The sequence below is a fragment of the Geobacter sp. FeAm09 genome, from assembly GCF_008330225.1.
Classification (GTDB): domain Bacteria; phylum Desulfobacterota; class Desulfuromonadia; order Geobacterales; family Pseudopelobacteraceae; genus Oryzomonas.
Window position 1 is genome coordinate 909,921 of record NZ_CP042466.1, and the last position, 26,259, is coordinate 936,179.

23 protein-coding genes and 3 pseudogenes are annotated in these 26,259 nt (G+C 64.4%); 15 read left to right on the forward strand and 11 right to left on the reverse strand.

The genetic code is table 11. The features are described 5' to 3' along the window. Positions 1 to 85: 85 nt before the first annotated feature. Together FO488_RS20315 and FO488_RS04180 are read right to left on the reverse strand one after the other, a co-directional pair. Positions 86 to 217: a hypothetical protein gene (locus FO488_RS20315; RefSeq protein WP_255516543.1), complete on the reverse strand. Its 132-nt coding sequence runs from the start codon at positions 215 to 217 to the stop codon at positions 86 to 88. A gap of 89 nt (positions 218 to 306) precedes the next feature. Beyond that, positions 307 to 678, reverse strand: a complete 372-nt coding sequence (locus tag FO488_RS04180) for a pyridoxamine 5'-phosphate oxidase family protein (RefSeq protein ID WP_149209388.1) — start codon at positions 676 to 678, stop codon at positions 307 to 309. Positions 679 to 788: 110 nt separating this feature from the next. On the opposite strand from FO488_RS04180, the gene FO488_RS04185 reads away from it, so the two are divergent. The 5 genes from FO488_RS04185 to FO488_RS04205 all read left to right on the forward strand — a co-directional run bounded on the left by FO488_RS04185 (position 789) and on the right by FO488_RS04205 (position 7,322). Beyond that, positions 789 to 2,192, forward strand: coding sequence for a PLP-dependent aminotransferase family protein (locus tag FO488_RS04185; protein WP_149209389.1), 1,404 nt, complete (start codon positions 789 to 791; stop codon positions 2,190 to 2,192). Positions 2,193 to 2,535: 343 nt separating this feature from the next. After that, positions 2,536 to 3,177, forward strand: a complete 642-nt coding sequence (locus FO488_RS04190; protein WP_205743349.1) for a B3/4 domain-containing protein — start codon at positions 2,536 to 2,538, stop codon at positions 3,175 to 3,177. A 639-nt stretch (positions 3,178 to 3,816) separates the two neighbouring features. After that, entirely contained in the window at positions 3,817 to 4,149 is a 333-nt protein-coding gene (locus tag FO488_RS04195) for a GrlR family regulatory protein (protein WP_149209391.1), read from the forward strand. A gap of 606 nt (positions 4,150 to 4,755) precedes the next feature. Then, positions 4,756 to 6,387 (forward strand): sigma-54-dependent Fis family transcriptional regulator, encoded by a 1,632-nt coding sequence (locus FO488_RS04200; protein WP_149212078.1) that lies wholly within the window; start codon positions 4,756 to 4,758, stop codon positions 6,385 to 6,387. Positions 6,388 to 6,584: 197 nt separating this feature from the next. Then, positions 6,585 to 7,322 carry a Crp/Fnr family transcriptional regulator gene (locus FO488_RS04205; protein WP_149209392.1) on the forward strand — a complete coding sequence of 246 codons (738 nt, stop codon included), beginning with the start codon at positions 6,585 to 6,587 and terminating at the stop codon, positions 7,320 to 7,322. Positions 7,323 to 7,488: 166 nt separating this feature from the next. Here the strand turns inward: FO488_RS04205 and FO488_RS04210 are convergent, their stop codons facing one another. Beyond that, positions 7,489 to 8,373, reverse strand: a complete 885-nt coding sequence (locus tag FO488_RS04210) for a hypothetical protein (protein WP_149209393.1) — start codon at positions 8,371 to 8,373, stop codon at positions 7,489 to 7,491. 412 nt (positions 8,374 to 8,785) lie between these two features. Between FO488_RS04210 and FO488_RS04215 the strand changes: the two genes are divergently transcribed. Beyond that, positions 8,786 to 9,256 carry a DUF2844 domain-containing protein gene (locus FO488_RS04215; protein ID WP_149209394.1) on the forward strand — a complete coding sequence of 157 codons (471 nt, stop codon included), beginning with the start codon at positions 8,786 to 8,788 and terminating at the stop codon, positions 9,254 to 9,256. Positions 9,257 to 9,263: 7 nt separating this feature from the next. Then, on the forward strand, positions 9,264 to 10,475 hold the full coding sequence (locus tag FO488_RS04220; RefSeq protein ID WP_240732174.1) for a DUF3443 domain-containing protein: 1,212 nt from the start codon (positions 9,264 to 9,266) through the stop codon (positions 10,473 to 10,475). A gap of 246 nt (positions 10,476 to 10,721) precedes the next feature. Here FO488_RS04220 and FO488_RS04225 read toward each other — a convergent pair whose 3' ends face one another. Together FO488_RS04225 and FO488_RS04230 are read right to left on the reverse strand one after the other, a co-directional pair. Then, positions 10,722 to 11,393 carry a response regulator gene (locus FO488_RS04225; RefSeq protein WP_149209396.1) on the reverse strand — a complete coding sequence of 224 codons (672 nt, stop codon included), beginning with the start codon at positions 11,391 to 11,393 and terminating at the stop codon, positions 10,722 to 10,724. Continuing rightward, positions 11,393 to 12,838, reverse strand: coding sequence for an ATP-binding protein (locus tag FO488_RS04230; protein ID WP_149209397.1), 1,446 nt, complete (start codon positions 12,836 to 12,838; stop codon positions 11,393 to 11,395). The genes FO488_RS04225 and FO488_RS04230 overlap by 1 nt, the downstream gene beginning before the upstream one ends. Before the next feature lie 235 nt (positions 12,839 to 13,073). Here FO488_RS04230 and FO488_RS19310 point away from each other — a divergent pair, with 235 nt between their 5' ends. The 7 genes and pseudogenes from FO488_RS19310 to FO488_RS04260 all read left to right on the forward strand — a co-directional run. Then, positions 13,074 to 13,235 carry a hypothetical protein gene (locus tag FO488_RS19310; RefSeq protein ID WP_168205875.1) on the forward strand — a complete coding sequence of 54 codons (162 nt, stop codon included), beginning with the start codon at positions 13,074 to 13,076 and terminating at the stop codon, positions 13,233 to 13,235. A gap of 158 nt (positions 13,236 to 13,393) precedes the next feature. Next, positions 13,394 to 14,002, forward strand: coding sequence for a Spy/CpxP family protein refolding chaperone (locus FO488_RS04235; protein WP_168205876.1), 609 nt, complete (start codon positions 13,394 to 13,396; stop codon positions 14,000 to 14,002). Positions 14,003 to 14,087: 85 nt separating this feature from the next. Further along, positions 14,088 to 14,462, forward strand: a complete 375-nt coding sequence (locus FO488_RS04240) for a PDZ domain-containing protein (protein WP_168205877.1) — start codon at positions 14,088 to 14,090, stop codon at positions 14,460 to 14,462. A gap of 201 nt (positions 14,463 to 14,663) precedes the next feature. Beyond that, positions 14,664 to 15,287, forward strand: a complete 624-nt coding sequence (locus tag FO488_RS04245; protein WP_149209400.1) for a CerR family C-terminal domain-containing protein — start codon at positions 14,664 to 14,666, stop codon at positions 15,285 to 15,287. A 15-nt stretch (positions 15,288 to 15,302) separates the two neighbouring features. Beyond that, positions 15,303 to 16,526 carry an efflux RND transporter periplasmic adaptor subunit gene (locus FO488_RS04250; protein WP_149209401.1) on the forward strand — a complete coding sequence of 408 codons (1,224 nt, stop codon included), beginning with the start codon at positions 15,303 to 15,305 and terminating at the stop codon, positions 16,524 to 16,526. A gap of 2 nt (positions 16,527 to 16,528) precedes the next feature. Further along, positions 16,529 to 18,486 (forward strand): annotated as a pseudogene (locus FO488_RS04255) (MacB family efflux pump subunit). A gap of 5 nt (positions 18,487 to 18,491) precedes the next feature. Next, a pseudogene (locus tag FO488_RS04260) lies at positions 18,492 to 19,871 on the forward strand (efflux transporter outer membrane subunit); the annotation flags it as partial. A 247-nt stretch (positions 19,872 to 20,118) separates the two neighbouring features. Here the strand turns inward: FO488_RS04260 and FO488_RS04265 are convergent. The 5 genes and pseudogenes from FO488_RS04265 to FO488_RS20585 all read right to left on the reverse strand — a co-directional run. Further along, on the reverse strand, positions 20,119 to 20,925 hold the full coding sequence (locus tag FO488_RS04265) for a hypothetical protein (protein WP_149209402.1): 807 nt from the start codon (positions 20,923 to 20,925) through the stop codon (positions 20,119 to 20,121). Between the two features lie 95 nt (positions 20,926 to 21,020). Further along, complete coding sequence (locus tag FO488_RS04270; protein WP_149209403.1) at positions 21,021 to 21,830, reverse strand: Sir2 family NAD-dependent protein deacetylase; 810 nt, start codon at positions 21,828 to 21,830, stop codon at positions 21,021 to 21,023. Between the two features lie 10 nt (positions 21,831 to 21,840). Further along, positions 21,841 to 23,082 carry a DUF1015 domain-containing protein gene (locus FO488_RS04275; RefSeq protein WP_149209404.1) on the reverse strand — a complete coding sequence of 414 codons (1,242 nt, stop codon included), beginning with the start codon at positions 23,080 to 23,082 and terminating at the stop codon, positions 21,841 to 21,843. A gap of 226 nt (positions 23,083 to 23,308) precedes the next feature. Next, positions 23,309 to 23,680, reverse strand: a complete 372-nt coding sequence (locus FO488_RS20580) for a C40 family peptidase (RefSeq protein WP_149209405.1) — start codon at positions 23,678 to 23,680, stop codon at positions 23,309 to 23,311. A gap of 247 nt (positions 23,681 to 23,927) precedes the next feature. Continuing rightward, positions 23,928 to 24,236: pseudogene (locus tag FO488_RS20585) on the reverse strand (SPOR domain-containing protein); the annotation flags it as partial. A 246-nt stretch (positions 24,237 to 24,482) separates the two neighbouring features. On the opposite strand from FO488_RS20585, the gene FO488_RS04290 reads away from it, so the two are divergent. Then, positions 24,483 to 24,869 carry a hypothetical protein gene (locus tag FO488_RS04290; RefSeq protein WP_149209407.1) on the forward strand — a complete coding sequence of 129 codons (387 nt, stop codon included), beginning with the start codon at positions 24,483 to 24,485 and terminating at the stop codon, positions 24,867 to 24,869. A gap of 96 nt (positions 24,870 to 24,965) precedes the next feature. Here FO488_RS04290 and prfB read toward each other — a convergent pair. Further along, a protein-coding gene (prfB, locus tag FO488_RS04295) for a peptide chain release factor 2 (protein WP_149209408.1) occupies positions 24,966 to 26,085 on the reverse strand; the annotation gives its coding sequence in 2 pieces (ribosomal slippage) (positions 24,966 to 26,015 and positions 26,017 to 26,085; 1,119 coding nt in all). Positions 26,086 to 26,259: the final 174 nt, after the last annotated feature.

Sequence of the window (26,259 nt, forward strand, 5' to 3'; positions counted from 1 at the left end):
GAAAGGGGTGGCTCTTCTCTCGGCCTTGCTGACAGCCGAGAGTCACAGCGCATACCCCTTTCTCTCGAATCCGGCCATCTCCCACTCACCACAAACGGCTTACCAGAACCATGAGCAGTGGTCCGGCTAGGCAGCAGGCGGTGAGGAGGAGCAGGCCGATGAAAGCGATGGTGATGCCGTGCAGTTCGTGCGGCTGTCTTTGGCGGCAGGTCGTCATTGCTGCGTACCTCCTGCTGCCATTATAGCGCAAATGGCACAACACCGGGGATAGGCAAAAAGTCCCCTCCCCAAGGGGCCAGGCCGTGCCTACAGGGTCTGGTCCGCCGCTGCGATGGTGACCGCCAGGGTGGCCCGAGCCCAGGGAAAACGGGCCTTGATCACGTCGAAATCCGGGCCGGAGGTGACGAAATTCGCCGTTCCCTTGATCAGAAAGCCGGTACCCGGCCCCTGTTTTCCCGCCACCCGGGAACTGCCCAGGGTGATCAGCACCTGGTTGTTGTAGGCCACGTTGGCCTCCGTACGCTGCATGTAGCCGGCCGGAATCAAGAGCCGCCCCTCCGGGGATACCATCAGATAGCTGTTCCATGTGTTGACCATGTGCGGGCCGTCCGGGCCCAGGGTGGCGATAGCCACTACTCCGTCCTGTTTCATCACTTCCGCTAATTTTTCCGGAATCATTGCTGCATCCTCCTTACGTTTGGTATGAGATTCCCTTTGCCGCCTCCGAAAGGGATGGGGTATACTGCTGTCCCTATGGTGCAACTCATCCTTGATCCGCGCGGGGTGTCATGTTCATCCTGAACCTCCATGACCAGGTTCCCCTGTACCGGCAATTGTACCACCAGATCAGAGAACAGGTCCTGTCGGGGGAGTTGCCGGCCGGCAGCCGTCTCCCTTCGGTCCGGAATCTTGCCGTCGAGCTTGCCGTCAGCCGCGCTACGGTGGAGAACGCCTACCTGGAGCTGTACGGTGAGGGGTACCTCTACAGCAGGCCGCGCAGCGGCTACTTTGTCTCGACCCTGGACAGCGAGCTTGCGCCCCGCTCCCTCGCTCCCGTCTTCCCCCGGCGTACCCCGCTCCCGGAATCGTCACAATCCTGCGCCTTTGACTTCCACCCCGCCCGGCTCGATCCGGCGAGTTTTCCGGTCGCGCTCTGGCGCCGGCTGTTTCTGGAAACGCTGAGGAGCTGCGCCCGCGAACTGACCCACTATGGCGACCCCCAAGGGGATTGGGGACTGCGCGTCGCCATCCGCGCCTATTTGGAGCGTTCCCGGGGCGTGATGTGCGACCCGGAGCAGATCGTGATCTGCGCCGGCCTGCAGCAAAGCCTGGAGATCGTGGCCGTTCTGCTGAAGGGTGACCACTCCGCCGTAGCGGTGGAGGACCCGGGTTACCCGTTGCCCCGCTCCCTTTTCTGCAATCATGGCTACCAGGTCCTCCCCCTATCGGTCGGACCGGGGGGGCTCGATCTGGACGCCCTCCAGTCCGGTGACGGTACGGTCGCCTATGTCACCCCGTCCCACCAACTCCCCATGGGATATGTCATGCCGGTGGCCAACCGGCTGCGACTGATCGAATGGGCTGCGGTGGGCAACAGAATGATCATCGAGGACGACTACGACAGCGAGTTGCGCTACCACGGCAGGCCGATCCCGTCGTTGCAGGGGCTCCGCCCGTCCGGGAACATCGTCTATATGGGGACCTTTTCCAAGATCCTTTCTCCGGCTCTGCGGGTGAGCTACCTGGTGTTGCCCCGGACCCTGCTCGCCTCATACCGCCAACGCTTCGGCCATTACTTTTCCACCGTTTCGCTGCTGGAGCAGAAGACCCTGGCCTCGTTCATGGAACAGGGGCACTGGGAGCGGCACATCCGGCGGATGCGCATCATCTGCAAGCGGAAACACGATGCCCTGCTCCACGCCCTGGAACGGCACTTCGACGCCCAGGCCGCCATTATCGGTCAGGGGGCCGGCCTCCACGTGGCCGTACAGCTCCTGGGGCACGGCCCGGACGAAGCGGAGTTGATCGACCGGGCCCGCCGCAAGGGGGTACGGCTGTTTCCCTTTTCTGCGACCTGCGCGAAGCCCCCAAGCGGTCCACCCATGGTGTTGCTCGGCTTCGGCGGCATGACCGGCGACGAGATCGAGCAGGGGATCCGGCTCCTGCTTCAGGCATGGCAGGGCAGTCCCTGATTCCCCTTGTGTCCCGCGCGATGGGGGAGTCGTCGCATTTCCGGCTCATGTGACCGCTGGCGTTTGCGAATCCTTGCTGTAGAACCAGCATAGGGGAAAACTGCCCCTGACAACAGGTGCAGTTGTGATTAATTTTACCGGGGCAGACAGGCGCGGTTGCGGGAGGTGGTGATGTATACGAGGAGGGACGGCACCGGGTATGGTGCGGGGGGTAAAGTCGTGTATAATAACAATCCGACCCCTGCGGGGTCCAGATCATGTCTTGAGGTTGGAGATGCCCGAACTGTTCAATACGGTTTCAGATGAAATATTCGCCCGATTCCCCGATTATGTCCGTGGGGTTGTGGTTGCCCACAACGTTGTCAACGGCGTTTCGCCCGCCCCGCTGGTCGAACTGCTCAGGGAGGCTGAGGGTTCCGTGCGTGAACAGATCGGCACGGCGGAAATAACGGCCCATCCCCGGATCGCCGCTTGGCGGGACGCTTTCAAAAAAGTGGGGATCAAGGCCAGCGAGTATCGTCCTTCGACGGAGGCCATGGCCCGGCGCGCCTTGCGCAACCAGGAGCTGCCGTGCATCAACGCTCTGGTGGACATCGGCAACGTCCTCTCCCTCCGCCACCTGGTCTCCATGGGGGGGCATGCCATTGATGTGGTCACCCGGGATATGGTCCTGCGCACGGCCAGCGGCGAAGAGGAGTTCATCGCTTTCGGCTCGGATCAGGTGGAACATCCGGTCCCGGGTGAGATCATTTTTGCCGAAGGGGCTGCCGTTCTCACGAGGCGCTGGTGCTGGCGGCAGGCCAACCACACCCTGACCCTGCCGGAAACCACGGCCATCGAATTCAATATCGACGGGCTCCCCCCCGTTTCCCCCGGAGAGGTGGAACAGATCTGCCGCGAAACCATGGAGCTGGTCCAACGATTCTGCGGCGGGACGTGCCGTTACGGCGTAATCACCCGCCACAACCCAAAGGTGCACCTCTGATAGGGGGAGGGGCGAAGGGACGTGCCAGGGGGATGACGTCGCCGACAGGGGACGTCCTTGCTTTGTCGGCTAAAATCGTGCCGCACCGCACGGCCTTTCGGGGAGTCGTCCCCGTGTCGGGGAAAACCATGCAGGTTGAATGAAAGCCGCCTTTGTCTGCCGAGTGCCGACGGGCGGCTTTTGTCGTAATGGCCCATGGGATCGCTATTTGATAGATTGATCAATTTGATAATGATTTTATCAAAATAAAAGTTCCGACGCTGAGCCTTACGGCTATTCTCCTGTATAATCACAGGGGGTTATTCGGTTTTTTGCAATGGCACATTCACTGCATCCTTCTTAAGGGGGCTTTCCCGGGCCACCGGTTCCGTTTGGCAGGGACGGGATGTCAGTCGCGGCGCGGAAACGCCCGGCCGCCGTCATCCAGCCGTGCTATTTCCCGTGGTTTCCGTCGCTCTGATCAGGTATATATCTGTTTTGCCCGTAAGACATCGGCACGGCGGGGAGGTGCTCAATGATTCTACGCCGTCCTTTGATGCGTGGCACCAGCAGAATCATGTACGGAACAGCTTGAAAAGACCGGAACCGCTCCGGGACTCTAGTCGCATCCCGTGCGATTACATATATGGAGGCTTGAAGATGATTGATGGATTGTGGACCGTTGAGGTTATTTCCAATATTAACCTCTCCGGGAAAGGGGTACTGGTATTCAGCAATGGGCGGCTCCTGGGAGGGGATGAGGCCTATTACTACACCGGGACCTACGAACTTGAGGGAGAGCAGATACAGGGAAACGTCAATATCATTCGTTTTGACCCGGAGAGCATCTCGGTATTCGGCGATATCGACAAATTTTCCCTGATATTCTATGGAGATATTGAAAATGATAGCTTTGTGGCCACCACGACGGTCATCAACAACCCCAGCTATCAGTTCAAGATAATCGCAAACAAGCGGGAAGATCTGCCGTAACGGCATCCCGGCGTTCGCGGTCCGTCCCGCGGCCCGGCCGCCGGGGTGAGCCGCGCGCCCCGCAGAGGTGTCCCCGGCGCGGCGCCGGTGCGCTGCCGCATGCTCAAGCGGGGCGCATGGTGCCGCCATAAACTCGTTGTCACTCGGAAACAGGCATCCGTCGTCAGGAGTCTCCGGATTGAAACCGACTAGCCGCAATTTCAGTGTGAGAGCCATCCAGCCCCCCCATCCTCCATGTATCATGATGTATACACAACGGCCACGCATCGTTCCACCCCTCCCGGCTCCTGTCGGCGCCCCCGCCGAGGTTGACAATCCTATGGCACTTTGCAAGTAATAAACGTACATACTTTTCATCGAATATGACGGGGAAGGGGAGCACCATCACGGAGTCATCGGCGACACAGTACGGCGCGGAACTATTCGGCCGATCCAGGCGCGTATCGCCCCGTTTTCCCGCGGGCCCCGCGCCGGTACCGGCGGCCCGCCGTGGTGAAGGAGGAAGGAAAGGCGGATCTTTGCGGCGCCCCGGCAGGTAAGGGGACATAAGCCGGTCGGCGGCCGGCTGCGGTGTGGCGTTGAGCGGAAACGACAAGGGGAGGCATGATGAAACTTGGCGATTTGGACTTGCGGGAGTTGCTTTCCTTCAATCCCGAGGGGGGCGTGATCGAGCTGTTGGGCGAGAGAGCGCTGTTGTTCAACGCGTTCGCCATGGGGCAGTTGCGCAAGGAGCTTATCGATACCCTGGGGATGTTCGCCGCGCGGAGCATCCTCACCCGCTTCGGCTATGCCAACGGCTGGCGCACGGCCATGAACATCCGCCTCAACATGCCGGAGGTGTGGAAGGATTCGAAGGACTCGGCCGGTTCGAGGCTCCACTCGCTGACCGGCCTGACCGGGGTCCATCACAATACGCGTACCGACGGGGCGGGGGGCAGGCCGCTCATCGAATCCGTCTGGGACGACTGCTACGAGGCGGAGCAGCACCTGCTGCACATCGGCCGGGCCGAAGAGCCGGTCTGCTGGTCGGAGGTCGGGTTTGCCAGCGGTTTTTCGTCCTACGTGGAAGGGAAAGAGGTCGTCTTCATCGAGGACCAGTGCCGCGGCAAGGGGGACGCCACCTGCCACGTCACGGCCCGCTACAAGGAGAATTGGGGGCCGGAGGTCGAGCCCCACCTGGTCTACTACCGGATGGAGTCGTCTGCCGCACTGCTGAAGGAGTTGAGCGACAAACTCCGCTGCACGGAAAACAAGCTGAAAAAACGGCAGAAGCAGTTGGCCTTCCTGGAAGGGGTCGATACCCCGCCCCTCATCATGACCCGCAGCCAGGCCATGCGCAATGCCGTTGATATCGCCTGGCGCGTGGCCAAGGTCGATTCCGCGGTGATGATCACCGGGGAGAGCGGCGTGGGCAAGGAGCTCATGGCCCACTTCATCCACGACCAGTCCGCCCGGGCCGCCCGCCCCTTCGTGGCCGTCAACTGCGGCGCCCTCACCGAGACCCTCCTGGAGAGCGAGCTGTTCGGCCACGCCAAGGGCTCCTTCACCGGCGCGGACAAGGACCGGGTCGGGCTCTTCGAGGCGGCCGCCGGGGGGACCCTGTTCCTGGACGAGATCGGCGAGGTGTCCCCCGGCATGCAGGTCAAGCTGCTGCGCGCCCTGCAGGAGCACGAGGTGCGGCGCGTGGGCGAGAACAAGTCCCGCCCCGTCAACGTGCGGGTGGTGGCGGCCACCAACCGCAACCTGGCGGACGAGATCACCGCCGGCCGCTTCCGCCAGGACCTGTACTACCGCCTGCGGGTGATCGAGCTGCAGGTCCCCCCCCTGCGGGAGCGCAACGAGGACATCCTCCCCCTGGCCCGTTTCTTCCTTACCAAGATCGCCCACGGCCAGGGGCGGCCCATCACCGGGTTCACCCCCAACGCCGCCGACCAACTGCTCCGCTACGACTGGCCGGGCAATGTGCGGGAGTTGCAGAACGCCGTGGAGTACGCCGTGGCCATGTGCCAGGACAGCCAGATCGACATCAGCGACCTGCCGTGCGAGTTGCGGGCCATGCTGCTGAAGCCGGTGGTGTCGGGCTGCATCCGTCCCCTGGAGGAGATCGAGCGGGACTACATCCTGGGGGTGCTCCACGCGGTGGGGGACAACAAGGCCCAGGCCGCCAGCGAGCTGAACATCGGCCTGGCCACGCTCTACCGCAAACTCAAGGAATACGAGGCCCAGGATATGACCTGACCGGCGCCTCGGCGAAAAGATTTCCCCTCCTGCGGGGCCCCCCGGAATCGCCGGGGAGCGCCCCGCGCGGCATTCCCTCCGCTGTCACCCGCCCCGCCAACCGGCAAAAATTTGCTATACTGGTATCGTGAGTACGATGTCACGCAAACGGCACCCCAGGGCTCCCTCCCGAGGCGGGAGGCCCGGATAAGGAGCGTATGATGATCAGAAGAGCGTTTGACCCGGAACTGGCAACCAGGATCGTCAAGGAGGTCCCGCTGTTTGGCAGCTTCTCCGACCGGGAGATCGCCGCACTGCTGGAAAAGACCGCAATCTACAGCTATCACAAGGATGAGATCATCATCCATGCCGACGAACGTCTGGAGCAGATGTACATCATTCTGAAGGGGCGGGCCAGGGTCGTCGAGCTGTCGAGCAGCGGCGAGGAGCGGGTCATGGCGTTCCGCCACCGGGCCGATTATTTCGGCGATATGGGGCTTCTGGACGGCAAAACCGATTTTGCCACGGTGATTGCCGTGGAGCCGTGCAAGGTCCTGTTGATCACGAAGGCCACGTTCGACGAGTTTTTCCTGAACAACAACGAGGCGCTGCGCCAGGTCATCACCGTGCTGTGCCGCCGCCTGCGGGAAAGCTGGCTCTTCCACAACGTCATCGGGATCAACGATGCCGAGTCGAAGATCAGGGCCACCCTGGCGCACTACAGCGCGACGCTGGGGACCCGCAACAGCCACGGCATCATCATAAACTCCGTATTCTCCCAGCAGAGCATCGCCGACCGGGTTCAGATCACCCGGGAAACGGTAACCAGGGTGCTGCGCAAGATGCGGGAGCAGCACGAGATCGAGATGGTGGGGCGGCACTTCAAGCTGATGCCCCCGTTTTTCGACAAGTACCGCCAATCCCAACTGTACAGGAACCTCTCCTCCAATTTTTAGGCCGTTGACGCGCCAGGGGGCCGGATCGCTGGATCCGGCCCCCTGGTTTCCTTTGTTACCCGCCTCTTCTGTCTGCCATCTCGTATTCAGAATTGCAAATGCCTCGGTCGGTCGGCATTCCTGTCAGGCTTCCTCAATGAGGGCCAGCCGGTTGATGACGCTCTGCCTACACGGTTGCGGACGAGATCTGGGAGGTGTTTTCCGCGCGGAAGGCATCGCTGTTGGAACTGAGCTGCAGGTAGTTTTTCAGCGCCGAACCGAGGAGCGCCTGCAGGCTGGAGACGGAGCTGTCGCTGCCGGTGTCCGTCGTGGTGGACGACGAGGAAGCGCTGTTCAGGGCATCCAGCAGCGCCTGGAGCGTCTGGGCCACGGTATCCCGGGTATCGGTCGAGGATAGGGAGGCCTGGGCCCCGCCCGGCGGTGGCGGCGGAGACGACAGCTTGTCCTGAATCTGGGAGAACACCTGCTGGGCATCGGTGAGGCTGCCTGATTGCAGGGCATCGCCCAGGCTCTGGAGGTCCTGGCTGAACGGGTCGTCGCTCTGGCCGCCGTTCTGCGCCGACACGTCCTTCTGGAGCGCCGTCAGGGCCGTCTGGGCGTCGGAGAGGCTGCCCGACGCCAGCGCCGCGCTCAGGGCCTGGAAATCCTGCGCCAGGGGATTGGTGTCCGCGGAACCCGTGTCGCCGGTCGAATCTGCGGAACCGGCCGAGTCGGTGGAGAACAGCGAGGCAAGGTCCATCTGCTGCCGGGCGAACTCCCCCTGGCCCTTCATGTGCTGCTGGATCTTGTCGAGCACCTCCCGGGCATCGGTGAGGCTGCCGGACTGGAGCGCCGTGCCGAGGCTCTGGATGTCCTGGGCCATGGGGTTGTTGCTGTCGCTGCCTGCGCTGCTTGCGCTGGATTGCGCGGCCTTGTCCGAGGCGAGGGCGGCGTATGCCTTCTGGGCATCGGACAGGTTGCCCGATTGGAGGGCGGTGCTGATGTCCTGGAAATCCTGGGCAATCTTGGCCAGGTAGCTGGAACTGCTGGAAGAGATACCTGAAATCGACATGTGAAGACCTCCTGCGTGGTGGGATGGGCCGGCCCGGAAACTCCGGCCTGGAACAACTGGCGACGCGCTGTGGTTGCACTATCCGTCCATGGGGACTCCTTTCACGGTCGGGGCGACATGTTCGTCACAATCGGCCTTTTTTGGTCTCCCGTTCCCGATTATGGGGCGCCCGGCCCGCACCCTTCCCGGAAGCGGCGCCGGCGTCTTTTGCTCACGATACATATCGTGTGTACGCGCGAAATATGGATGAATTGTGAAAGAAAAAAGAAACTTTTTTGTGCAATGTGGCGTCGCCGCGTCCAGTTTTCCCTGATTGCTGCATATTTCGTCCATACTTCTCCTCTATCCTTCCGGTAAAGACCCAGAGCACGGCACCGGCATCCGTGACGGCACGGGAGAAGGGATGGTTCCCATGAAACGCAGTATCCGAGGCCGATTGGCCTTGCTTGGCTTTGCCGTCGGCATCCTCGTTCTCCCCCGGCAGGGGGCGGCGGCCCTCGGCGGCAGCGCCGCCTCGGTCGCGTCGGACCGCGCGGCCCTTGCGGCGGTGCATCGCGCCACCACGACCCGCAGCGCCTACACGGTCCAGGAGTTCCAGTCCGATTCGAGCACCGTGCGGGAATACGTGTCCGCATCCGGCGTGGTGTTCGCCGTTGTCTGGAACGGCCGGGCGCACCCCGATCTCGCCACGCTTCTCGGCGCCTATTCCGGCGAATATGAGGCCGCCGCGCAGCAAACCGCGCGCAAGCGGGGGCTCCGGCGCCAGCAGGTGCAGTCGGAGGGGGTCGTTGTGGAGAAATGGGGGCACATGCGGAATCTGCAGGGGAGGGCCTATGCCCCGGCATTGCTGCCGACGGGGGTAACCATCGATGAAATCAAGTAACGCATGCATGACGCTCCTCGTTGCCATGGCCCTCGTTGCCGGCTGCGGCTCGGGCAATGGCGCCTCCGGCACCGCCAGCACCACGACCGGCACCACCGATACGACCACCAGCACCACCGCCAGCGCGAGCAATGTGCTCGCCATCACCGTGAACGGCTCCCTCTGCTCCAGCAGCACATCAGGCTCCTATGTGAACAAGCCGTGCGTCAGCGTGACCATCTGCACCCCCGGCACCTCCACTTGCCAGACCATCAGCGACATCCTGCTGGATACGGGCAGCTACGGGCTGCGCATCTTCGGCAGCGTCCTGACCGGGGTGAGCCTCACCCAGGTCGCCAGCGCCAGCGGCGGGTCGCTGGCCGAATGCGTCCAGTTCGGCGACGGCTCGGCGTTGTGGGGGCCGGTCATGACGGCGGATGTGGTCATGGGGGGGGAGTCCGGCGTCCAGATGCCGATCCAGGTGATCAACGCCAGCTTCGGCTCCGCTCCCGCGGCCTGCCGGAGCGCCGACGCCAGCCCGACGGCGGCGGGCTTCAACGGCATCCTGGGGGTGGGGCTGTTCGCGCGGGATTGCGGCACCGACTGCGTCGGTACGGCCAACAACGGCATGTACTACTCCTGCAGCGGCACGAGTTGCACCGCCACCGCGGCGGAGCTCGTCAAGCAGGTGCCCAACCCGGTGGCGCTGCTCCCGGTGGACAACAACGGTGTGATCGTGCAGCTCCCCACGGTGGCCACGGCCGGAGCCGCCTCGGCCACCGGCTCGCTCATCCTGGGGATCGGCACCCAGACCAACAACGTCCCCTCGTCGGTGACCACGTACCCTGCCGACTCGTCTGCCGAGTTCCGCACGACCTACAACGGCACGACCTATTACAGCTTTCTGGACACCGGCTCCAACGGCCTGTTCTTCCCGGCCACGAGCCTCCTGTCCGCCTGTGCCGTCTCCGGCTATTCCGGCTGGTTCTGCCCCTCCACGAACACGAGCCTGAGCGCCGTCAATGCCGGGTATGACGGCTCGTCCACCGGCACCGTTTCCTTCACGATCGGCAACGCCGTCACCATGTTCAACTCCTCCAACATGGTGTTCCCCGCCCTTGGGGGGAGCATGAGCGGCGGTTTCGACTGGGGCTTGCCCTTCTTTCTGGGGAGGAGCGTCTACGTGGGGATCGAGGGGACGGGTTCCACCCTGGGGACCGGGCCGTACTGGGCCTACTGAAGGGCTCTTCCCGCGACCTTGAAACGGCACTCTGGCCACGGAGCCGCAGAGGCTCGGAGAACATCGCACACAGAGAAAAACATGTATATCCCTCTGCTTTCGACGTTCCTCCGAGTCTCCGTGGCTCCGTGGCACATGTTTTTTCGGTTTGCCCGATCATCGCCGGCGCCGCTGACGCAAAACCCCACCGCGGCTCTCCGTCACGGTGGGGTTTTTGTTGTTGTCTGATCCGGCCGGCCTGGTCGGTTACAGTACCTCGAATTTGTAGCCCACGCCGTACACCGAATGGATCAGCTCCACATCGGGGGCCACGTTGGCGATCTTTTTCCGCAGCTTTTTGATGTGGCTGTCGATGGTGCGGTCACTCACGGTGCGCTGGTCGTGGTAGATCTGGTCCATGAGCTGCTGCCGGCTGTAGATGCGTCCCGGGCTGGCGACCAGGAACTGCAGCAGCTTGAATTCCACCGCCGTAAGCTCCAGGTCGCTGCCGGTGAGGGTGGCCCGGTAACGCGACTCGTCCAGGATGAGTCCTTCCGCCTGGATCGTCTGTTCGCTCCCGGCCCGGCGCAGCACCGACTTGACCCGCGCCACCACCTCCCGGGGGCTGAACGGCTTGCAGATATAGTCGTCGGCCCCCAGTTCGAGGCCGAGCAGGCGGTCGATCTCCTCGACGCGGGCGGTGACCATGATGATCGGCACGCTGGAGAAGGTGCGGACGTCCTTGCAGATTTCGATGCCGTCGCGGCCCGGCAGCATCAGGTCCAGGAGAATGAGGGTGGGTGCGTGCTCCCGCACCCAGGCGACCACATCCAGGCCATTGCCCAGGCGGTGGGCCTCGAAGCCGTTCTGCTGCAGGTAGTCGTGCAGCAGGGCCGCCAGTTTGTCTTCATCTTCGACGATCAGTATCTTTCCATTCATCAGCATCTCCCCGTCAACGGTAGTTCTATTCTGAGCCAGACCCCTCCCAGTGGTGAGGGGTGGGCGGTAATGGTCCCTGCATGGGCTTCGACGATATTGCGGCAGATGGCCAGGCCGAGTCCGGCGCCGCCGGCGGCCCGGTTGCGGGAGGCCTCCACCCGGTAGAGCCGCTCGAACAGCCGCTCCAGGTCGCTGGGGGGCACGCCGGGGGCCGAATCCTCGATGTCGATGACGGCCTGTTCCGTCCCGCAGGTCAGGCGGACGGCGATCGTGCCGCCCGGATCGGTATATTTCAGGGCGTTTTCAAAGATATTGGCGAAAAGCTGGCGCATGCGCTCGGGGTCGCCGAACACCACGTCCTTTTCCTGCCGGGGGATGGCGGCGGTCACGGTGATCTCCCGGGCGGCGAACTGGGGGCGGTAGGTGGCGAGCACCGCCGTCAGGAGGGCATCCAGTTCCAGTTCCTCCTTGCGGTAGGTCAGCGCGCCCACGTCCGAGAGGGAGAGCTGGTAGAGGTCGTTCACCAGGTGTTCCAGGCGCAGGACCTCCCCGTGGAGGGAGTCGATGGCCTCCGGGGTCGCCGGGCGGATGCCGTCCTGAACCGCCTCGATTTCGCCCCGCAGGATGGCCAGGGGGGTGCGCAGTTCGTGGGAGATGTCGGCCACCCACTGGCGCCGCGTCTGCTCGTTCTTTTCCAGGGTCAGGGCCAGGGAGTTGAAGCCCCGGGCAAGCTGGCCCAGTTCATCCGCCGACGCTATGGGCACCCGGGTGGCGTACTCCCCGGACGCAAGCCGCTCCGTGGCCGCGGCCAGGGCCTTGATCGGCCGGACCAGGCGGGTTGCCAGGGGAAGGGCGAGCCCCGCGGCCAAGAGTACGATGGTGCCGGCTATGAGGCTCAAGGCCGATTGCACGTCCTTGAGAAAGCGGCGCTGGAAGTCGTCGGGAAGCCGCTTGTGGGGCAGGAACCCCAGGTAGCCCACGGTCTTGTTGTTGTATTGCAGCGGTTTGAGGGTCGCGTCGGCCGGGGTCTCCGGCGGGGCGAAGATGGGGTGCTTGTTCGCGTCCAGCAGGAGGAACAGCCGGCCGATCTCCCGGGGGAGGTGGTCCGGGGGGAATTGCCGCGGTTCCCGGCCTCCCTCGCCCAGGTGGGGGCCGCCCTTCGGCCTCTCCTCGGGGGGGCGGGGGTGCCCCTGCTGAAAGGTCTCCATGAGGAGCCGGAACCACTGCTCCGGGTCGTTCTTCAGGTAATCCCAGCTCCCCTGGGCAGCATAGCCCGCCTCCAGGCGCACCGCCAGCCGGGCGAACTGGGTCTGCTCCACGCTGTGCAGGTAGCGCCGGAACCCCTGCTCCACGGTCCACTGCATGATGAAGAACGTGCTGAGCACGGTCAGGATGGCGGCCGCCAGGATCACCAGGAAGAGGCGGTAGGCGATGCGGATCTTCATGAACCTCGGAATCCCCTTGTCTGATACGTCGTTTTGCCGGACAAACGGCGTCGGCACTAAACCGGTTGGCCTGATTATTACCACAAACCGCGGGCAAGGACCACCTTCAGAATTGTATGCCCGCTTTTTTCATAATTGTTACATATTTCGACCATATTGGCTTGTTAGCTTTTTTCCATGGTTACGGGCGGATTTTATTCCGTGCAGGACAACGGGTCGCGGAAAGGAGCGAAGGATGGGAATACGTGGTATGAAACGGGCGGGCGCCCTGCTCGTGGCGGGGATCGTGGTTTCGGCCCCGGCGTGGGCCAGTGTGGGGCCCAGTTCCGGCGAGCGCCGGGACCCCCCCGGGAGGCGTTCGACGCCTGCAAGGGGAAGAGTGAAGGGGACGCCGTGACGATAGTCACCCCCCGCGGGGACACGATCAAGGCAACCTGCAAGAAGTTCAAGGATACCCTGGCGGCGGCCCCCGAAGGGGCGCCGCCGCCCCCGAAGAATTGAAACGGCAGTCCATAACAGCCAAGAATGGTAGGAAGGAACGAGAGGAGAATCCTTATGAAACGGCAGATCATGGTAGGTGTTTTGCTGGCGGCGACGGCGATCGGCGCCAATGGCGTCTGGGCCGGAGCGGCCGGCGAAGGCGGACCGAGGGGCATGGACGAGCGGGGCATGGGGGGGCCGGGGATGATGCCGCCGCCTCCGTCCGAGGAGATGGTCGCCCACATGGCCCAACGGCTCAAGCTGACCGCTGAGCAGCAGACGAAGATCAAGGCGCTGTTTGCGGCCGAGCGGGAAAAGAATGCGCCCCTGCAGCAGAAGATGGCTGAATACCACAAGCAGCTCCGCGATGCGGCCCATGCCGCGACCTTCGACGAGGCGGCCGTCCGCGCCGTTGCAACGAAGAAGGCCCAGACCGAGGTGGAGCTGGTCGTCGCCTTCGAGCGGACGCGCAGCCAGGTCAACGCCCTGTTGACCCCGGAGCAGCGCGCCCTTGCCGACAAATGCCCGCCCCCGCCTCCCCAGCGCGGCCAGGGGCCCGAAGGCCGGTGCCACTGCGGGCACGGACCGGGCCATATGCCGCCGCCCCCCTGCGATGACGGCCCTGGGAAAGACGGCGATCGGATGCCGGGCCCCGGTCCCGGTCCCGCCGAGGAACGGAAATAGGGTGACCCAAGGCGTGCCGCCTCCGCCGGGCAGGGGAGGCGGCACGCCCCGATTCTGCGGGTACACGGCGGCACGGGAGGCTGCGATGGCATTGTTCGGTCAGAGGGAATACGTGCGGGAAACAGACCCGGCCCGGCTCGATATCATGGGCATGGCCGTCACGGAAATAGACCAGGTCTCTGCCCTGCGAAGCGGGATGGAGCTGGTGACGGGGATCATCGTCATGGCGGTCAGGTGGGGCGGCCCGGCCGACTTGGCCGGGGTGACCACCGGCGACATCATCTCCGAGGTGGACGGCAGGCCCACCAGGACCATCAGGGAGTTGACGGAGACCCTGGCCGCCCACGAGGCCCGGACGCCGATCCGACTGCTGTTCCGGCGCGTCGGCACCTGGCGGTATCTCGCCCTGCCGTACGAAGAGGAGAGCCCGGGCGGCAGCGAAGGCTCCTATTGTTACTGATCCATACACCACGGCAGGGCGCCCGCTTCGTTGGCTCATAACGGAGCGGGCGCCCTGTTTCTCAGTCTGTGTGCGCGCCGTTCTCCCCGCGAGGGCCCCCACGCCTTTTCACCGCCGGCGCAATAATCCCTTGACAGTTTTAAATGATCATTTTAAATTAATGTTTAAATCATTTGTTTAAAACATGTGTCGAGGCGCGCCATGACTAAAAAAGACAGCGTCACGACCCGGGAAAGACTCCTGGATGCCGCAACCGCGGTGTTCACGGAAGTGGGGTACCGGGGTGCGACCGTGGCCGAGATCTGCAAGAGGGGCGGGGCCAATATCTCCGCCGTCAACTACTATTTCGGCAGCAAGAAGGCCCTGTACCGGGAGGCGTGGCTCCACGCCTTCGGCGAGGCCATGAAGGCGCATCCCCCCGATGGGGGGGTGACCGCGGCCGCGCCGGCCGAGGAGCGGCTGCGGGGGCAGGTCGCGGCGATCATGGCGCGGATCGCCGACGGGAACTGCCGGGATTTCGCCATCGCCCAGATGGAGCTCACCAATCCCACCGGCCTTCTGGAGGACATCATGCGCTCGGAGCTCGTCCCCCTGCGGGACAAGACCCTGGCCGTGGTGCGGGAACTGCTCGGGCCCCGCGCTTCCGACGTCCAGGTGCAGTTCTGCGAGGTGTGCATCGTCGGCATGTGCGTCAACCCGCTGCTGATGGAAAAGAACAGGCGCGGGGGCGGCAAGGGCGGCCCCCTGGACGACCTGGAAGCGTTTGCAGACCATGTGGTGAAATTTTCCCTGGCCGGGATGGCAGCCATTCGCGGCCGGGCATAGAAACGGATCGGTTCAATGACAAAGACAGCGCGTAATCGGATTATCATCACCCTGGGCATCGTCGTGCTCCTTGCGGGCACGGTGCTTTTGGTCAGGCATTTCTTCTTCGCCACGCCCAAGGTTACCTATGTCACCGCCGGCGCCGCCCGCATGGACATCGAGGAGAGCGTGCTGGCCAGCGGCATCCTCAAGGCCTTCAAGACGGTCGAGGTGGGCGCCCAGGTGTCCGGGCAGCTGAAGACGCTGCACGTGGCCCTGGGGGACAAGGTCAAGAAGGGGCAGCTGCTGGCCGAGATCGACTCGGTGACCCAGTTGAACTCCCTCAAAGACGCGGAGGCCCAGGTGGAGAACCTGCGCGCCCAGAAGCGCTCCTCCCAGGCGCTCCTGAAACAGTATACCCTGGCCTGGCAGCGCCAGAGCCAGATGGCGGCCAAGGATGCCGGTTCCCAGGCGGACCTGGAGAGCGCCCAGGCGTCGCTGGACAGTACGCGCCACACCATCGCCTCCCTGGATGCCCAGATCAAGAAGGCGGTGATCGCCGTGGACACGGCCAAGGCCAACGTGGGGTACACCCAGATCAGCGCGCCCATCGACGGGGTCGTCATCTCCATCGATACGGAGGAGGGGCAGACCGTGGTCTCCACCCAGACGGCCACCACCATCATCACCCTGGCCACCCTGGACACCATCACCGTGAAGGCCAAGATCTCCGAGGCGGACGTCATGCGGGTCAAGCCCGGCCTGACCACCTATTTCACCCTGCTGGGGGATGCGGATACCCGCTATTACAGCAAGCTGCGGGCCATAGAGCCGGGACCGGTTTCCAGCAGCACCAGCAGTAGCAGCAGCTCCAGCAGCAGTTCCAGCAGCTCCAGCAGCACCAGTTCGTCGGCGATCTATTACTACGGTCTGTTCGAGGTCCCCAACCCGGACAACAAGCTGCGGGTCTCCATGACCGCCCAGGTGTCCATCGTGCTGAACCAGGCGAAGAACGCCCTGTGCATCCCCGCCTCGGCCCTGGGGGACAAGCTCAAGGACGGCCGCTACACGGTGCGGCTCCTGCGCAACGATGTGCCGGAAACCCGCACCATCCGGGTCGGCATCAACAACAGCGTCTACGCCCAGGTGCTGGAAGGGTTGCAGGAGCGGGACAAGGTCGTGGTGGGGGACAGCACCTCCGTGCCGGCGACCACCACCAGCCAGCATCCCGGCGGGCCGCCGCCGGGGGGGAGGCGCTGACCATGCCACGGCCATTGCTCGAACTCTCCCGGCTGGGGCGCAGCTTCGTCACCGGCGGGCAGGAGATCCCGGTGCTCAAGGGGATCAACCTGGCCATCCATGCGGGGGAGATGGTCGCCATCGTGGGGGCCTCCGGCTCGGGGAAGTCCACCCTGATGAATATCCTGGGATGCCTGGACCGCCCCAGCGAGGGGAGCTACACGGTCAACGGCCAGGAGACCGGCGCCCTGTCCGGGGATGAGCTGGCCCGGCTGCGGCGGGAATATTTCGGCTTCATCTTCCAGCGCTACCACCTCATGCCGCACCTGAGCGCGACCCAGAACGCCGAGATCCCCGCGGTCTATTCCGGGGTCGCCAAGGCCCCGCGCCGGGAGCGGGCCCATGAACTGCTGGTGCGCCTCGGCCTGGGGGACCGGGTGGACCATCGTCCCAACCAGCTTTCGGGCGGCCAGCAGCAGCGGGTGAGCATCGCCCGGGCGCTCATGAACGGCGGCGACGTCATCCTGGCCGACGAGCCCACCGGCGCCCTGGACAGCAAAAGCGGCCAGGAGATGATGAACATCCTCCACGAACTGCACGGACGGGGCCACACCATCATCCTGGTCACCCACGACATGCAGGTGGCGGGCAACGCCGAACGCATCATCGAGATCAGCGACGGCGAGATCATCCGGGACCAGCCCAACCCGAAGGCGCCGGCCAAGGAGAAGACCTCCCTGCCGGAGAAAGAGCGCGCCGAGGGGGAGGGCAACCCGCTCCAGGCCCATTGGGGGCGGTTCGCCGAGGCGTTCAAGATGGCCCTCATCGCCATGGCCTCCCACCGGATGCGGACGCTCCTCACCATGCTGGGCATCATCATCGGCATCACCTCGGTGGTCTCGGTGGTGGCGCTGGGGCAGGGGGCGCGCCAGAAGGTGATCAACGACATCAGCTCCATGGGCACCAACGTCATCGACATCTATCCCGGCAACGACTGGGGGGACGAGGACGCCGGCAGCATCTACACCCTGGTGCCGGCGGACATGGAGGCGCTCAGGTCCCAGGTCTACGTGGACAGCGCCACCCCGGGCACCAGCGGCAGCCAGCTGGTGCGCTACCGCAACATCAAGGCCAGCGCCTCCATCAGCGGCGTCGGCGAACAGTACTTCCGCGTGCGCGGCTACGAGATCGCCAAGGGGGCGGCCTTCGACGCCGAGGATGTGAAGCGGCAGGCCCAGGTGGTGGTGATCGACCAGAACACCAGCAAAAAATTCTTCCCCCGGGAAGAGCCCATCGGCAAGATCCTCTTCCTCGGCACGCTCCCCTGCCAGGTCATCGGGGTGACCAAGGAGAAGGAGAGCGCCTTCGGCAACAACCAGAACCTGGAGATCTGGATGCCCTACAGCGCCGCCATGAGCAGGCTTCTGGGACAGACCTACTTCAGCTCCATCACGGTCCGGGTGCGGGAGGGGGTCTCCAACCAGATCGCCGAGCAGAGCATCATCAAGCTGCTCAAGCAGCGTCACGGCATCAAGGACTTCTACACCAACAGCAGCGACAGCATCCTCAAGACCGTGAAGAAGACCACCGCCACCCTCACCCTGATGATCTCGGCCATTGCCGTGATCTCGCTCATCGTGGGGGGATCGGGGTCATGAACATCATGCTGGTCTCGGTCACGGAGCGCACCCACGAGATCGGCATCCGCATGGCGGTGGGCGCCCGGCAGAACGACATCATGCAACAGTTCCTCATCGAATCGGTGCTGGTCTGCCTCATCGGCGGCTCCATCGGCATCGTGCTCTCCTATGGCGTGGGGGTGGTCTTCCATATGTTCGTCACGAGCTTCACCATGAAATTTTCCATTTTTTCCATCGTTTCGGCATTTCTCTGCTCATCCATGATCGGGGTCATGTTCGGCTTCCTGCCGGCGCGCAACGCCGCCCGGCTCGACCCGATCGAAGCGCTGGCACGGGAGTAACGACCATGATGATCCGATACCGCGCGCCGCACTGCCGGGCGCTGGCCCTGCTGCTCGCCGCCGCCCTGATGACGGGGGGGTGCAGCCTGCTGCCCCGCAGCGATTATGCGCCCCCCCAGGTCAATCTGCCCCGCCAGTGGCAGGGAGCGACCACCACCGGCACGGCGGTGGCCGCCGGGAAGCAGTGGTGGCAGGGGTTCAACGACCCGCTGCTGGACGAGTTGATCGAGCGGGCGCTCACCACCAACAACGACCTGGCCGTGGCCGCCATCAAGGTCCGCCGGGCCCAACTCACCGCCCGGCTGACCAACACCAACCTGACCCCCTCCGTGAGCGTCGAGGGGAGCAGCAGCATCAGCCGGGACCTGAAGAACCACGCCGATACCCAGTCCCACAGCATCACCGGGTCGCTGAGCTACGAGGTGGACCTGTGGGGCAAGCTTGCCGCCGCGCGGGACGCCAGCCGCTGGGAGGCCGAGGCCACGGAGGTGGACCGCCAGAGCACGGCGTTGTCGCTCATCGGCACCACGGCGGCGGATTACTGGCAGGTCGCCTACCTGAACCAGCTCATCACCCTCGGCGAGGCGAGCATCGCCTATGCGGAAAAGACCCTGGAGCTGGTGGAGGTGAAATACCGGGCCGGCGCCGTCTCCAGCCTGGACCTGATCCAGGCCCGACAGACCGTGGCCACCCAGAAGGCCGACCTGGCCTCGCTCCTGCGCCAGCGGGCCGAGGCGCGCAACGCCCTGGCGATCCTGTTTGACCAGGCGCCGCAGAACAGCGTGCCGGAACGGCAGCGGCTCCCGGACGGCCCGCTGCCCGCCGTGGAGGCCGGCCTGCCCGCCAGCCTGCTGGGGCAGCGGCCCGACGTGCACGCCGCCGAACTGCGCCTCAAGGAATACCTGGCAAATGTGGACAATACGCGGGCCAGCTACTATCCGGCCCTCACCCTGACCGGCAGCCTGGGGAGCAGCAGCACCAGCCTGGCGAACGTGCTGCAGAACCCGGTCGCCGCCCTGGGCGCCGGCCTGACCCTGCCGTTTTTGCAGTGGAACACCATGCGGTTGAACGTGAAGATCTCGGAGTCCCAGTACGAGCAGGCGGTGGTCTCGTTCCGGCAGACCCTGTACGCGGCCCTGAGCGACGTGGAGAACGCCCTGGCGGGACGCACCCAGTATGAAGCGGAGGGGAAACGGTTGGAAGAGGCGCTGGCGCTGGCGCAGCGGTCCGAGGAGTTGGCCGGGATCCGCTACCGCGCCGGCTATACCGCGGTGCAACTCTGGCTGGACGCCCAGGAGAGCCGGCGCAGCGCCGAAAAGAGCCTGGCGGCGAACCGCCTGAACCGGCTCAAGAACCTCATGACGCTCTACCAGGCGTTGGGGGGGAGATGGGGAAGGCTGCACCAGCCCCGGAATGACAAGTACGAACAGCACATTCAACATCCGCCACAGAGACACGGAGACACAGAGGTTCACAGAGAAAAGCTGAGAAACATAGAGAAAAGCAGGACATCATCGGGGAAGAGCAACGTTGGAATTCGCTGTTTTTGTGTGCCGTGCTCCTGGTCTTCTCTGTGTCTCTGCGTCTCTGTGGCAGATGTGTCTTTTGCTTTTTACCGGTTAAGCCCCCGCATCAATGCTGGACGAACGCGAAGCTCCCCCCCAGGGTGGCGTAGGCGTTCATCATCCTGTCCAGCCCTTTCTTTTCCTGCTCCGTAATGGTCCGTACCCGCTCGCTCGATTTCCCGATGCAGGTGAGGGTCGCCGTGCGCGCCTTGATCAGGGCGCGCATGATGTCGTAGGTGCGTTGGTCCACCGGGGTGTCGAAATACTCGCCCACCTTGCCGGGGGATTTCTCCTGCTTGACGGCCGTGGCCGGCAGGGTGAAGGTCCTGGCGTCCGCCTTGATCCTGAAGCCGGTGATGTCCAGGGGGCGCTTGCCCACGGACTGGATGCAGAACTTGGGCCAGACGGTCCCGGACACCTCCACCAGGTAGAGGAAAAGCCCGTCGCTGAACCGGTCCCGGGGGGTGGATTCGTCCAGGTAGCGCAGGGGGCTCTGGCGCGTGTCCGCCTCCTTCCTGATGCCGGGCAGCTTGCGGGCCTGGGGCATGGCGGCCAGTTGCTTGCGCAGCTCCTCGTATTCCGGCGAGTTTTTGGGCGCCTTGCTCAGCTGCATATGGGCCGTGGAGTAGTCCCCCTGGCTTACCGCCTCGCGGACGGCATCCGCGGCCGGCTTGGCGGTGGCCTTGGCGATGATGTCCGCCTTGTCGGTTTCGGAGACCACCACGGTCGTCTGCGTATCCCTGGGGGAGCGGGGCGTTGTTTCGTTCTGTTTGAAGTACTGGTTGAGGGCGAAGAAGACGAGCGGCAGCAGGAAGGCGATGCAGACAAAGATGATGGCGTAACGGGTGTCTTCGGACAGCTTTGTTTTGAACATCGGCGGTTCCTTCGCTGGGGACGATGGTTGCTGCTTCAGGTCGTTTTATACCCTTAATGAGAGAAAATAGCCAGAGTGAATGGGGCGGGGGGGCGTCAGAGGCAGGCCCCGATCCTGCGGAGCGCTTCCAGGGCCCCGCAGGGGATGGACAGGTGGGGGGCGTCGATCTCCGCCTCCCGCGGGTTGATGCGGATGACCGTGGTGCCGGGCAGGGCGCCGAGCCGTTCCGACAGGCGCCGGATGGTGGGGAGCGCCCGCCCGGCACCCAGCTCGATCACCACGGTGCGCCGGCCGCGGCTCTCTTCCCGGAACCGGTCGAAGCGCCGTTCCTGTTCCGCGGTGCGTTCGGACAGCCAGGCATCGTCCCCGAACATGAGGATATTGGGGCGGCTCACGGCGTTGCAGGCGATGCAGCGGGGGATGGCGCGGGCCCGCATGGTCTCGGGGTTGACCGGAATCTCCCCGGTATTGGCCCAGATGCGCCGGCTGCACGGGATGGTGCACTGCAGCCAGTGGATCGAGCCGTGCACCTCCAGGATGCGCTCCTCCGGGTAGCCCCCCTTCTGGAACTGGCCGTCCACGTTGGAGGTCACCACGAAGGAGGCGGCCCGGTTCCGTTCGATCCACCCCCGCATGAGGGCGAAACCCTCGTGGGGGACGGTGGCGCGGTACAGGGTGGTGCGGTGGCCGTAAAAGCCCCAGCCGAAGGCCGGGTCCCGGTGGAAATGTTCGGGGTTGGCCGCCTCCTCGAAGGAGAGGCCGAGACGGGCGTAGGGGGGATAGGCGCGCCAGAACCCCTGGTCGCCGCGGAAGTCGGGCAGGCCGGAATCGACCCCCATGCCGGCGCCGGCGGTGATGATGATCGCCTCCGCCTCCCCGATCGCTGCCGCCGCCCGTCGGAACATGGCCGTCCCGTCAGGAGAGGAGGTGCACGAAGAGGCCGCTGCGCAGCTTGGGCTCGAACCAGGTGGATTTGGGGGGCATGATGCGGTCCTGGTCGGCCAGCTCGATCAGTTCGCGGATCGACGTGGGAAAGAGGGAGAAGGCCACGGCATGCTCGCCCGAATCCACCAGCTTCGCCAACTCCTCGTTCCCCCTGATGCCGCCCACGAAATGGATGCGTTTGTCGGTGCGGGGGTTGCCGATGCCCAGGACCGGGTCCAGCAGGTGGTTCTGGAGGATCGATACGTCCAGGCGGCCGACCGTGTCCGACTCGTCCACGACGGCGTCGCGGGCATGGAGCTGGTACCAGTGCCCCTCCAGGTACATGCCGAACTGGTGCCGCTCGCACGGCACGACCGGGACCGGGGAGGGGAGGATGGTGAAGTCCCGCTCCACCCGGGCCATGAATTCGGCCGCGGTGCGGCCGTTCAGGTCCTTGACGGCCCGGTTGTAGGGCATGATGTTGAGCTGGGTCTCGGGGAAGATGACGGTCAGGAAGACGTTGTACTCCTCCCGGCCGGTGTGTCCCGGGTTCTTTTCCCGGCGCAGTTCGCGCACCCGGCCGGCGGCGGCGCTGCGGTGGTGGCCGTCGGCCACGTACAGGCGGGGGATGGCGGCGAACAGGCCGGTCAGCCGGCCGATGAGCGCCGGGTCGGCGACGATCCAGAGGGTATGGCTCACCCCGTCGTCGGTGGTGAAGTCGTATTCGGGAGGGGCGGCCGCGATCCCCGCGATGAGCGCCTCGATCTCCGCGCTGGAGCGGGAGAGGTAGAAGACCGGCTCGTCGTTGGCGTCCAGGCAGTCGATGTGCCTGACCCGGTCGTCCTCCTTGTCGGCCCTGGTGAGCTCGTGCTTCTTGATCACGCCGGACTGGTAGTCGTCCACGCTGGTGCAGGCCACCAGGCCGGTCTGGGTGATCTCTCCCATGCGCTGGCGGTAGACGTAGAAGCATTCCCGGTCGTCCTGGACCAGGACGCCGCGCCGGACGAAGTCGGCCAGGTTCTGCCTCCCCTGCGCATAGACCGGCTCGTCGTGGGGATCGGTGCCGGCGGCCAGGTCGATCTCCGGCCGGGAGATGTGGAGGAAGCTGTTGGGGTTGCCGGCCGCCATGCGCCGGGCCTCTTCCACGTTCATCACGTCGTAGGGGAGGGCCGCAACCTTGTCGGCCAGTTCTTTGGGAGGGCGCAGGGCCCGGAACGGTTTGATGAATGCCATGGTAAAACCTCGTGGTCGTATAACGTTATGCGCGCATAACCCCGGAGAAAGGCTGACACCTGCCACAGAGACACAGAGACGCAGAGGTACACAGAGAAAGGCAAAAAGTTTTATTGCGGTAAACCGTCATCAAGAGTCTTTGTTTATGCTTGCCTTGCTCCTGGTTTTCTCTGTGTCTCCGTGTCTCTGTGGCGGATGTCAGTCTTTCCGAATTATCGCTTGAGAATCATTGGAAATACCTGCGCGCCCCGATGAAGCGCCGCTCGAAATAGCTCTCGTCCACCGCCGACACCTTGATGTCCTCGCCGCGGCGGGGGGCGTGCACGAACTTGCCGCTCCCCACGTAGATGCCCACGTGGCTGATGCTGTCGGTGGAGGAGCCGAAAAAGAGCAGGTCCCCGTCCCGCAGGTCATCCTTGGCCACCTGGTCGCCGGCCTTGAACTGGTCCCGGGAGGTCCGGGGGATGCTGAGGCCGCACAGGTTGTAGACCGCCCGCACGAAACCGCTGCAGTCCATGCCGTCCACCACGTTCTCCCCGCCCCAGCGGTAGGGGATGCCCACGAAGCGTTCGGCGGTGCGGGCGGCGATGGCGCCCATGTCCCGGTCGCCCCGCGCCGGTTTCTGGCGCCCCCCCTCCGCGACCTTGCCGGTCCGGGCCGTGCCCTTGTCCCGCGCCGTTTTGGCGCCCGTGGTCGCACGGGGGCGGTGATCTCTTCACCGGCCGGTTTCTGCCACTCCGGGTCCCGGGGGCGGGCAAAGACGATCTCGTTGGGGGGGCGATGTAGTAGCCGCCGATGAGCCGGTCCGCCACCAGCCGTTTCGCCGCGGCGCGGGCCTTGTCCCTGGTGGCGAAATCGCCGAAGCGCACGGCGTAGATGCCGTTGTCCTTGCGGAAGTAAAACGCCTCGATCCCCTTTTTCTGGAGGGTGTCGGTAAAGCGCTCCGCGTTTTTGACGTCGGCGAAGGCGCCCATCTGGATGGCGTACCCCAGGCGGTTGAGCCCCGCTGGGGCGGCGTGCCCGCAACCCGGGCTGGAAAGGAGGAAGATGGCGAACAGGACGGCGATGGCTGGTTTGCAGGTAGAGAACATGGCTCGAAGACGGTCTTTTTGTTTGTGACGTGATGAAAAGGGTTGAATGGCACCAGTATCCATAATTGGCCGCCGGGAGTAAAGAACTTTTTGTCCCGGCGGCGTCGCGGCGCCGCTTTGCCGCGGACGGCCCGGGGAGCGGCCCCCCGGTGAACGGCCGCGTGTCGCCGGCGGCGCAGCTCTGCGGCAACGGTTCTTCCCGAAGCCGAAAAATAAATCATTTGCGTAAACGCTGTTTTAGGGGTAATATAACAAAAGGAAATTATTGTGTAATATGGCTAATGCGCCCTTGTGGAGAAGGGGGATATCATGACGACAGACCCGGTAACGCTGGGCGGGGCGGTGACGGTGGCCGATACGGCCATGGTCGTCGGTTCGGCCTCGGGCGGGGGCGATGCCGCCGCCACGGCTGGGGAAAGCCGCACGGCCGGTACGGAGGCGAAGGGCTCGACCGCCACGCTGGTCGGCGATACGGTGACCCTCCAGGGCAAGACCCGAAAAGACACGACCAACGACGGCGCCAAGGAGATCGGCCGGATCGGCGCGGTGGTGTTCTCCTACAACGACAAGGGAGACCTGCGCATCCGGTTCATGGACAGCGCCAACGCGCTGGTGTACCAGACGCCGCCGGTCATGCTGGCCCGCATGGCGGACATCATGATGCGTCCCGATTCCTCGGTGAGCGCCCGGGTGTAGCACGCGGCCCCCATACCACCACCCGCAGGAAGAACAAAGCCGTTCTCCGGTTGCCCCGGAAGAACGGCTTTGTTTTGTCGGACCTCCCCGCCGTGGCTACTCCGCGTCGGCGGTCTGGCGGCGCACCCCCATGAGGTAGGCCACCACGAAATCCTCCAGGGCCCCGTCCAGCACCGCGTCCGGGTTGCCCGATTCCACCCCGGTCCGCAGGTCCTTGACCATCTTGTAGGGGTGGAGCACGTAGGAGCGGATCTGGCTCCCCCAGCCGATCTCCTTCTTCTCCGCGGCGATCTCCGAGGCCTTGGCGGTGCGCTCCTCCACCTCCCGCTCGTAGAGCTTGGCCCGCAGCACCTTCATGGCCGTGGCCCGGTTGAGGATCTGGCTCCGCTCGCTCTGGCAGGCCACCACGATGCCGGTGGGCAGGTGGGTGATGCGCACGGCCGAGTCGGTGGTGTTGACGTGCTGGCCGCCGGCGCCGCTGGAACGGTAGGTGTCCACCCGCAGGTCCGAATCGGCGATCTTGATGCTGATGTCCTCCTCCTCGATCTCGGGAAAGGCGAATACCGAGGCAAAGGAGGTGTGGCGGCGGGCGTTGCTGTCGAAGGGGGAGATGCGCACCAGGCGGTGGATGCCCGCCTCGGCCTTGAGATGGCCGTAGGCGTACTCGCCGGCGACGCTGAAGGTGGCCGACTTGATGCCCGCCTCGTCCCCGGCCTGGTAGTCGGTGATGGCGGTTTTCCACCCCTTCTTCTCGCAGTAGCGCAGGTACATGCGCAGCAGCATTTCGGCCCAGTCCTGGGATTCCGTCCCCCCTGCCCCCGGGTTGATGGAGATGAAGCAGGAGTTGCGGTCATGGGTGCCGGAGAGCATGCGCTGGAATTCCGCCGCCTCCACACCCTGTCGGAGGCGCTCGTTCATCTCCCGCACCTCGGCCAGGGTCTCCTCGTCCTGGGCCTCTTCGCCCAACTCGATCATCACCCGCACGTCGTCCAGTTGCCGGACGAGGGTGTCCCAGCTCTGGAGGAGCTTTTCCAGGGCGGTGCGCTTGCGCAGGACCTCCTGGGACCTGTCCACGGCATCCCAGAATCCGGGTGCCGCGATCAGCGATTCGATCTCCTGGAGCGCTTCCCGTTTGGCATCTATGTCAAAGAGACCCCCGAAGTTTGGCGATCCGTTCCTCAAAGTCCTGCATTCTTGCCACTTCTTCACGAAACATGTTCTCGTACTCCTTGATGATTATTATAAGCACACCTGCCACGGAGACACAGAGACACAGAGAAAACCAGGAGTAAGACAAGCAAAAAAACAACGATTCCCGACGATGGTTTTACCCTGAAGACGCCTTTTGCTTTTCTCTGTGAACCTCTGTGTCTCCGTGTCTCTGTGGCAG

Bases quoted from the DNA above. Each gene is read 5' to 3' on its own strand.
- FO488_RS04265 (WP_149209402.1), bottom strand. From the start codon at position 20,925: ATGTTCAAAACAAAGCTGTCCGAAGACACCCGTTACGCCATCATCTTT.
- FO488_RS04275 (WP_149209404.1), bottom strand. From the start codon at position 23,082: ATGGCATTCATCAAACCGTTCCGGGCCCTGCGCCCTCCCAAAGAACTG.
- FO488_RS19310 (WP_168205875.1), top strand. From the start codon at position 13,074: ATGGGAATACGTGGTATGAAACGGGCGGGCGCCCTGCTCGTGGCGGGG.
- FO488_RS04195 (WP_149209391.1), top strand. From the start codon at position 3,817: ATGATTGATGGATTGTGGACCGTTGAGGTTATTTCCAATATTAACCTC.
- FO488_RS04225 (WP_149209396.1), bottom strand. From the start codon at position 11,393: ATGAATGGAAAGATACTGATCGTCGAAGATGAAGACAAACTGGCGGCC.
- FO488_RS04230 (WP_149209397.1), bottom strand. From the start codon at position 12,838: ATGAAGATCCGCATCGCCTACCGCCTCTTCCTGGTGATCCTGGCGGCC.
- FO488_RS04205 (WP_149209392.1), top strand. From the start codon at position 6,585: ATGATGATCAGAAGAGCGTTTGACCCGGAACTGGCAACCAGGATCGTC.
- FO488_RS04290 (WP_149209407.1), top strand. From the start codon at position 24,483: ATGACGACAGACCCGGTAACGCTGGGCGGGGCGGTGACGGTGGCCGAT.
- FO488_RS20580 (WP_149209405.1), bottom strand. From the start codon at position 23,680: ATGGGCGCCATCGCCGCCCGCACCGCCGAACGCTTCGTGGGCATCCCC.
- FO488_RS04215 (WP_149209394.1), top strand. From the start codon at position 8,786: ATGAAACGCAGTATCCGAGGCCGATTGGCCTTGCTTGGCTTTGCCGTC.
- FO488_RS04185 (WP_149209389.1), top strand. From the start codon at position 789: ATGTTCATCCTGAACCTCCATGACCAGGTTCCCCTGTACCGGCAATTG.
- FO488_RS04245 (WP_149209400.1), top strand. From the start codon at position 14,664: ATGACTAAAAAAGACAGCGTCACGACCCGGGAAAGACTCCTGGATGCC.
- FO488_RS04200 (WP_149212078.1), top strand. From the start codon at position 4,756: ATGAAACTTGGCGATTTGGACTTGCGGGAGTTGCTTTCCTTCAATCCC.
- FO488_RS04240 (WP_168205877.1), top strand. From the start codon at position 14,088: ATGGCATTGTTCGGTCAGAGGGAATACGTGCGGGAAACAGACCCGGCC.
- FO488_RS04250 (WP_149209401.1), top strand. From the start codon at position 15,303: ATGACAAAGACAGCGCGTAATCGGATTATCATCACCCTGGGCATCGTC.
- FO488_RS04235 (WP_168205876.1), top strand. From the start codon at position 13,394: ATGAAACGGCAGATCATGGTAGGTGTTTTGCTGGCGGCGACGGCGATC.
- FO488_RS04210 (WP_149209393.1), bottom strand. From the start codon at position 8,373: ATGTCGATTTCAGGTATCTCTTCCAGCAGTTCCAGCTACCTGGCCAAG.
- FO488_RS04180 (WP_149209388.1), bottom strand. From the start codon at position 678: ATGATTCCGGAAAAATTAGCGGAAGTGATGAAACAGGACGGAGTAGTG.
- FO488_RS20315 (WP_255516543.1), bottom strand. From the start codon at position 217: ATGACGACCTGCCGCCAAAGACAGCCGCACGAACTGCACGGCATCACC.
- FO488_RS04270 (WP_149209403.1), bottom strand. From the start codon at position 21,830: ATGTTCCGACGGGCGGCGGCAGCGATCGGGGAGGCGGAGGCGATCATC.
- FO488_RS04220 (WP_240732174.1), top strand. From the start codon at position 9,264: ATGACGCTCCTCGTTGCCATGGCCCTCGTTGCCGGCTGCGGCTCGGGC.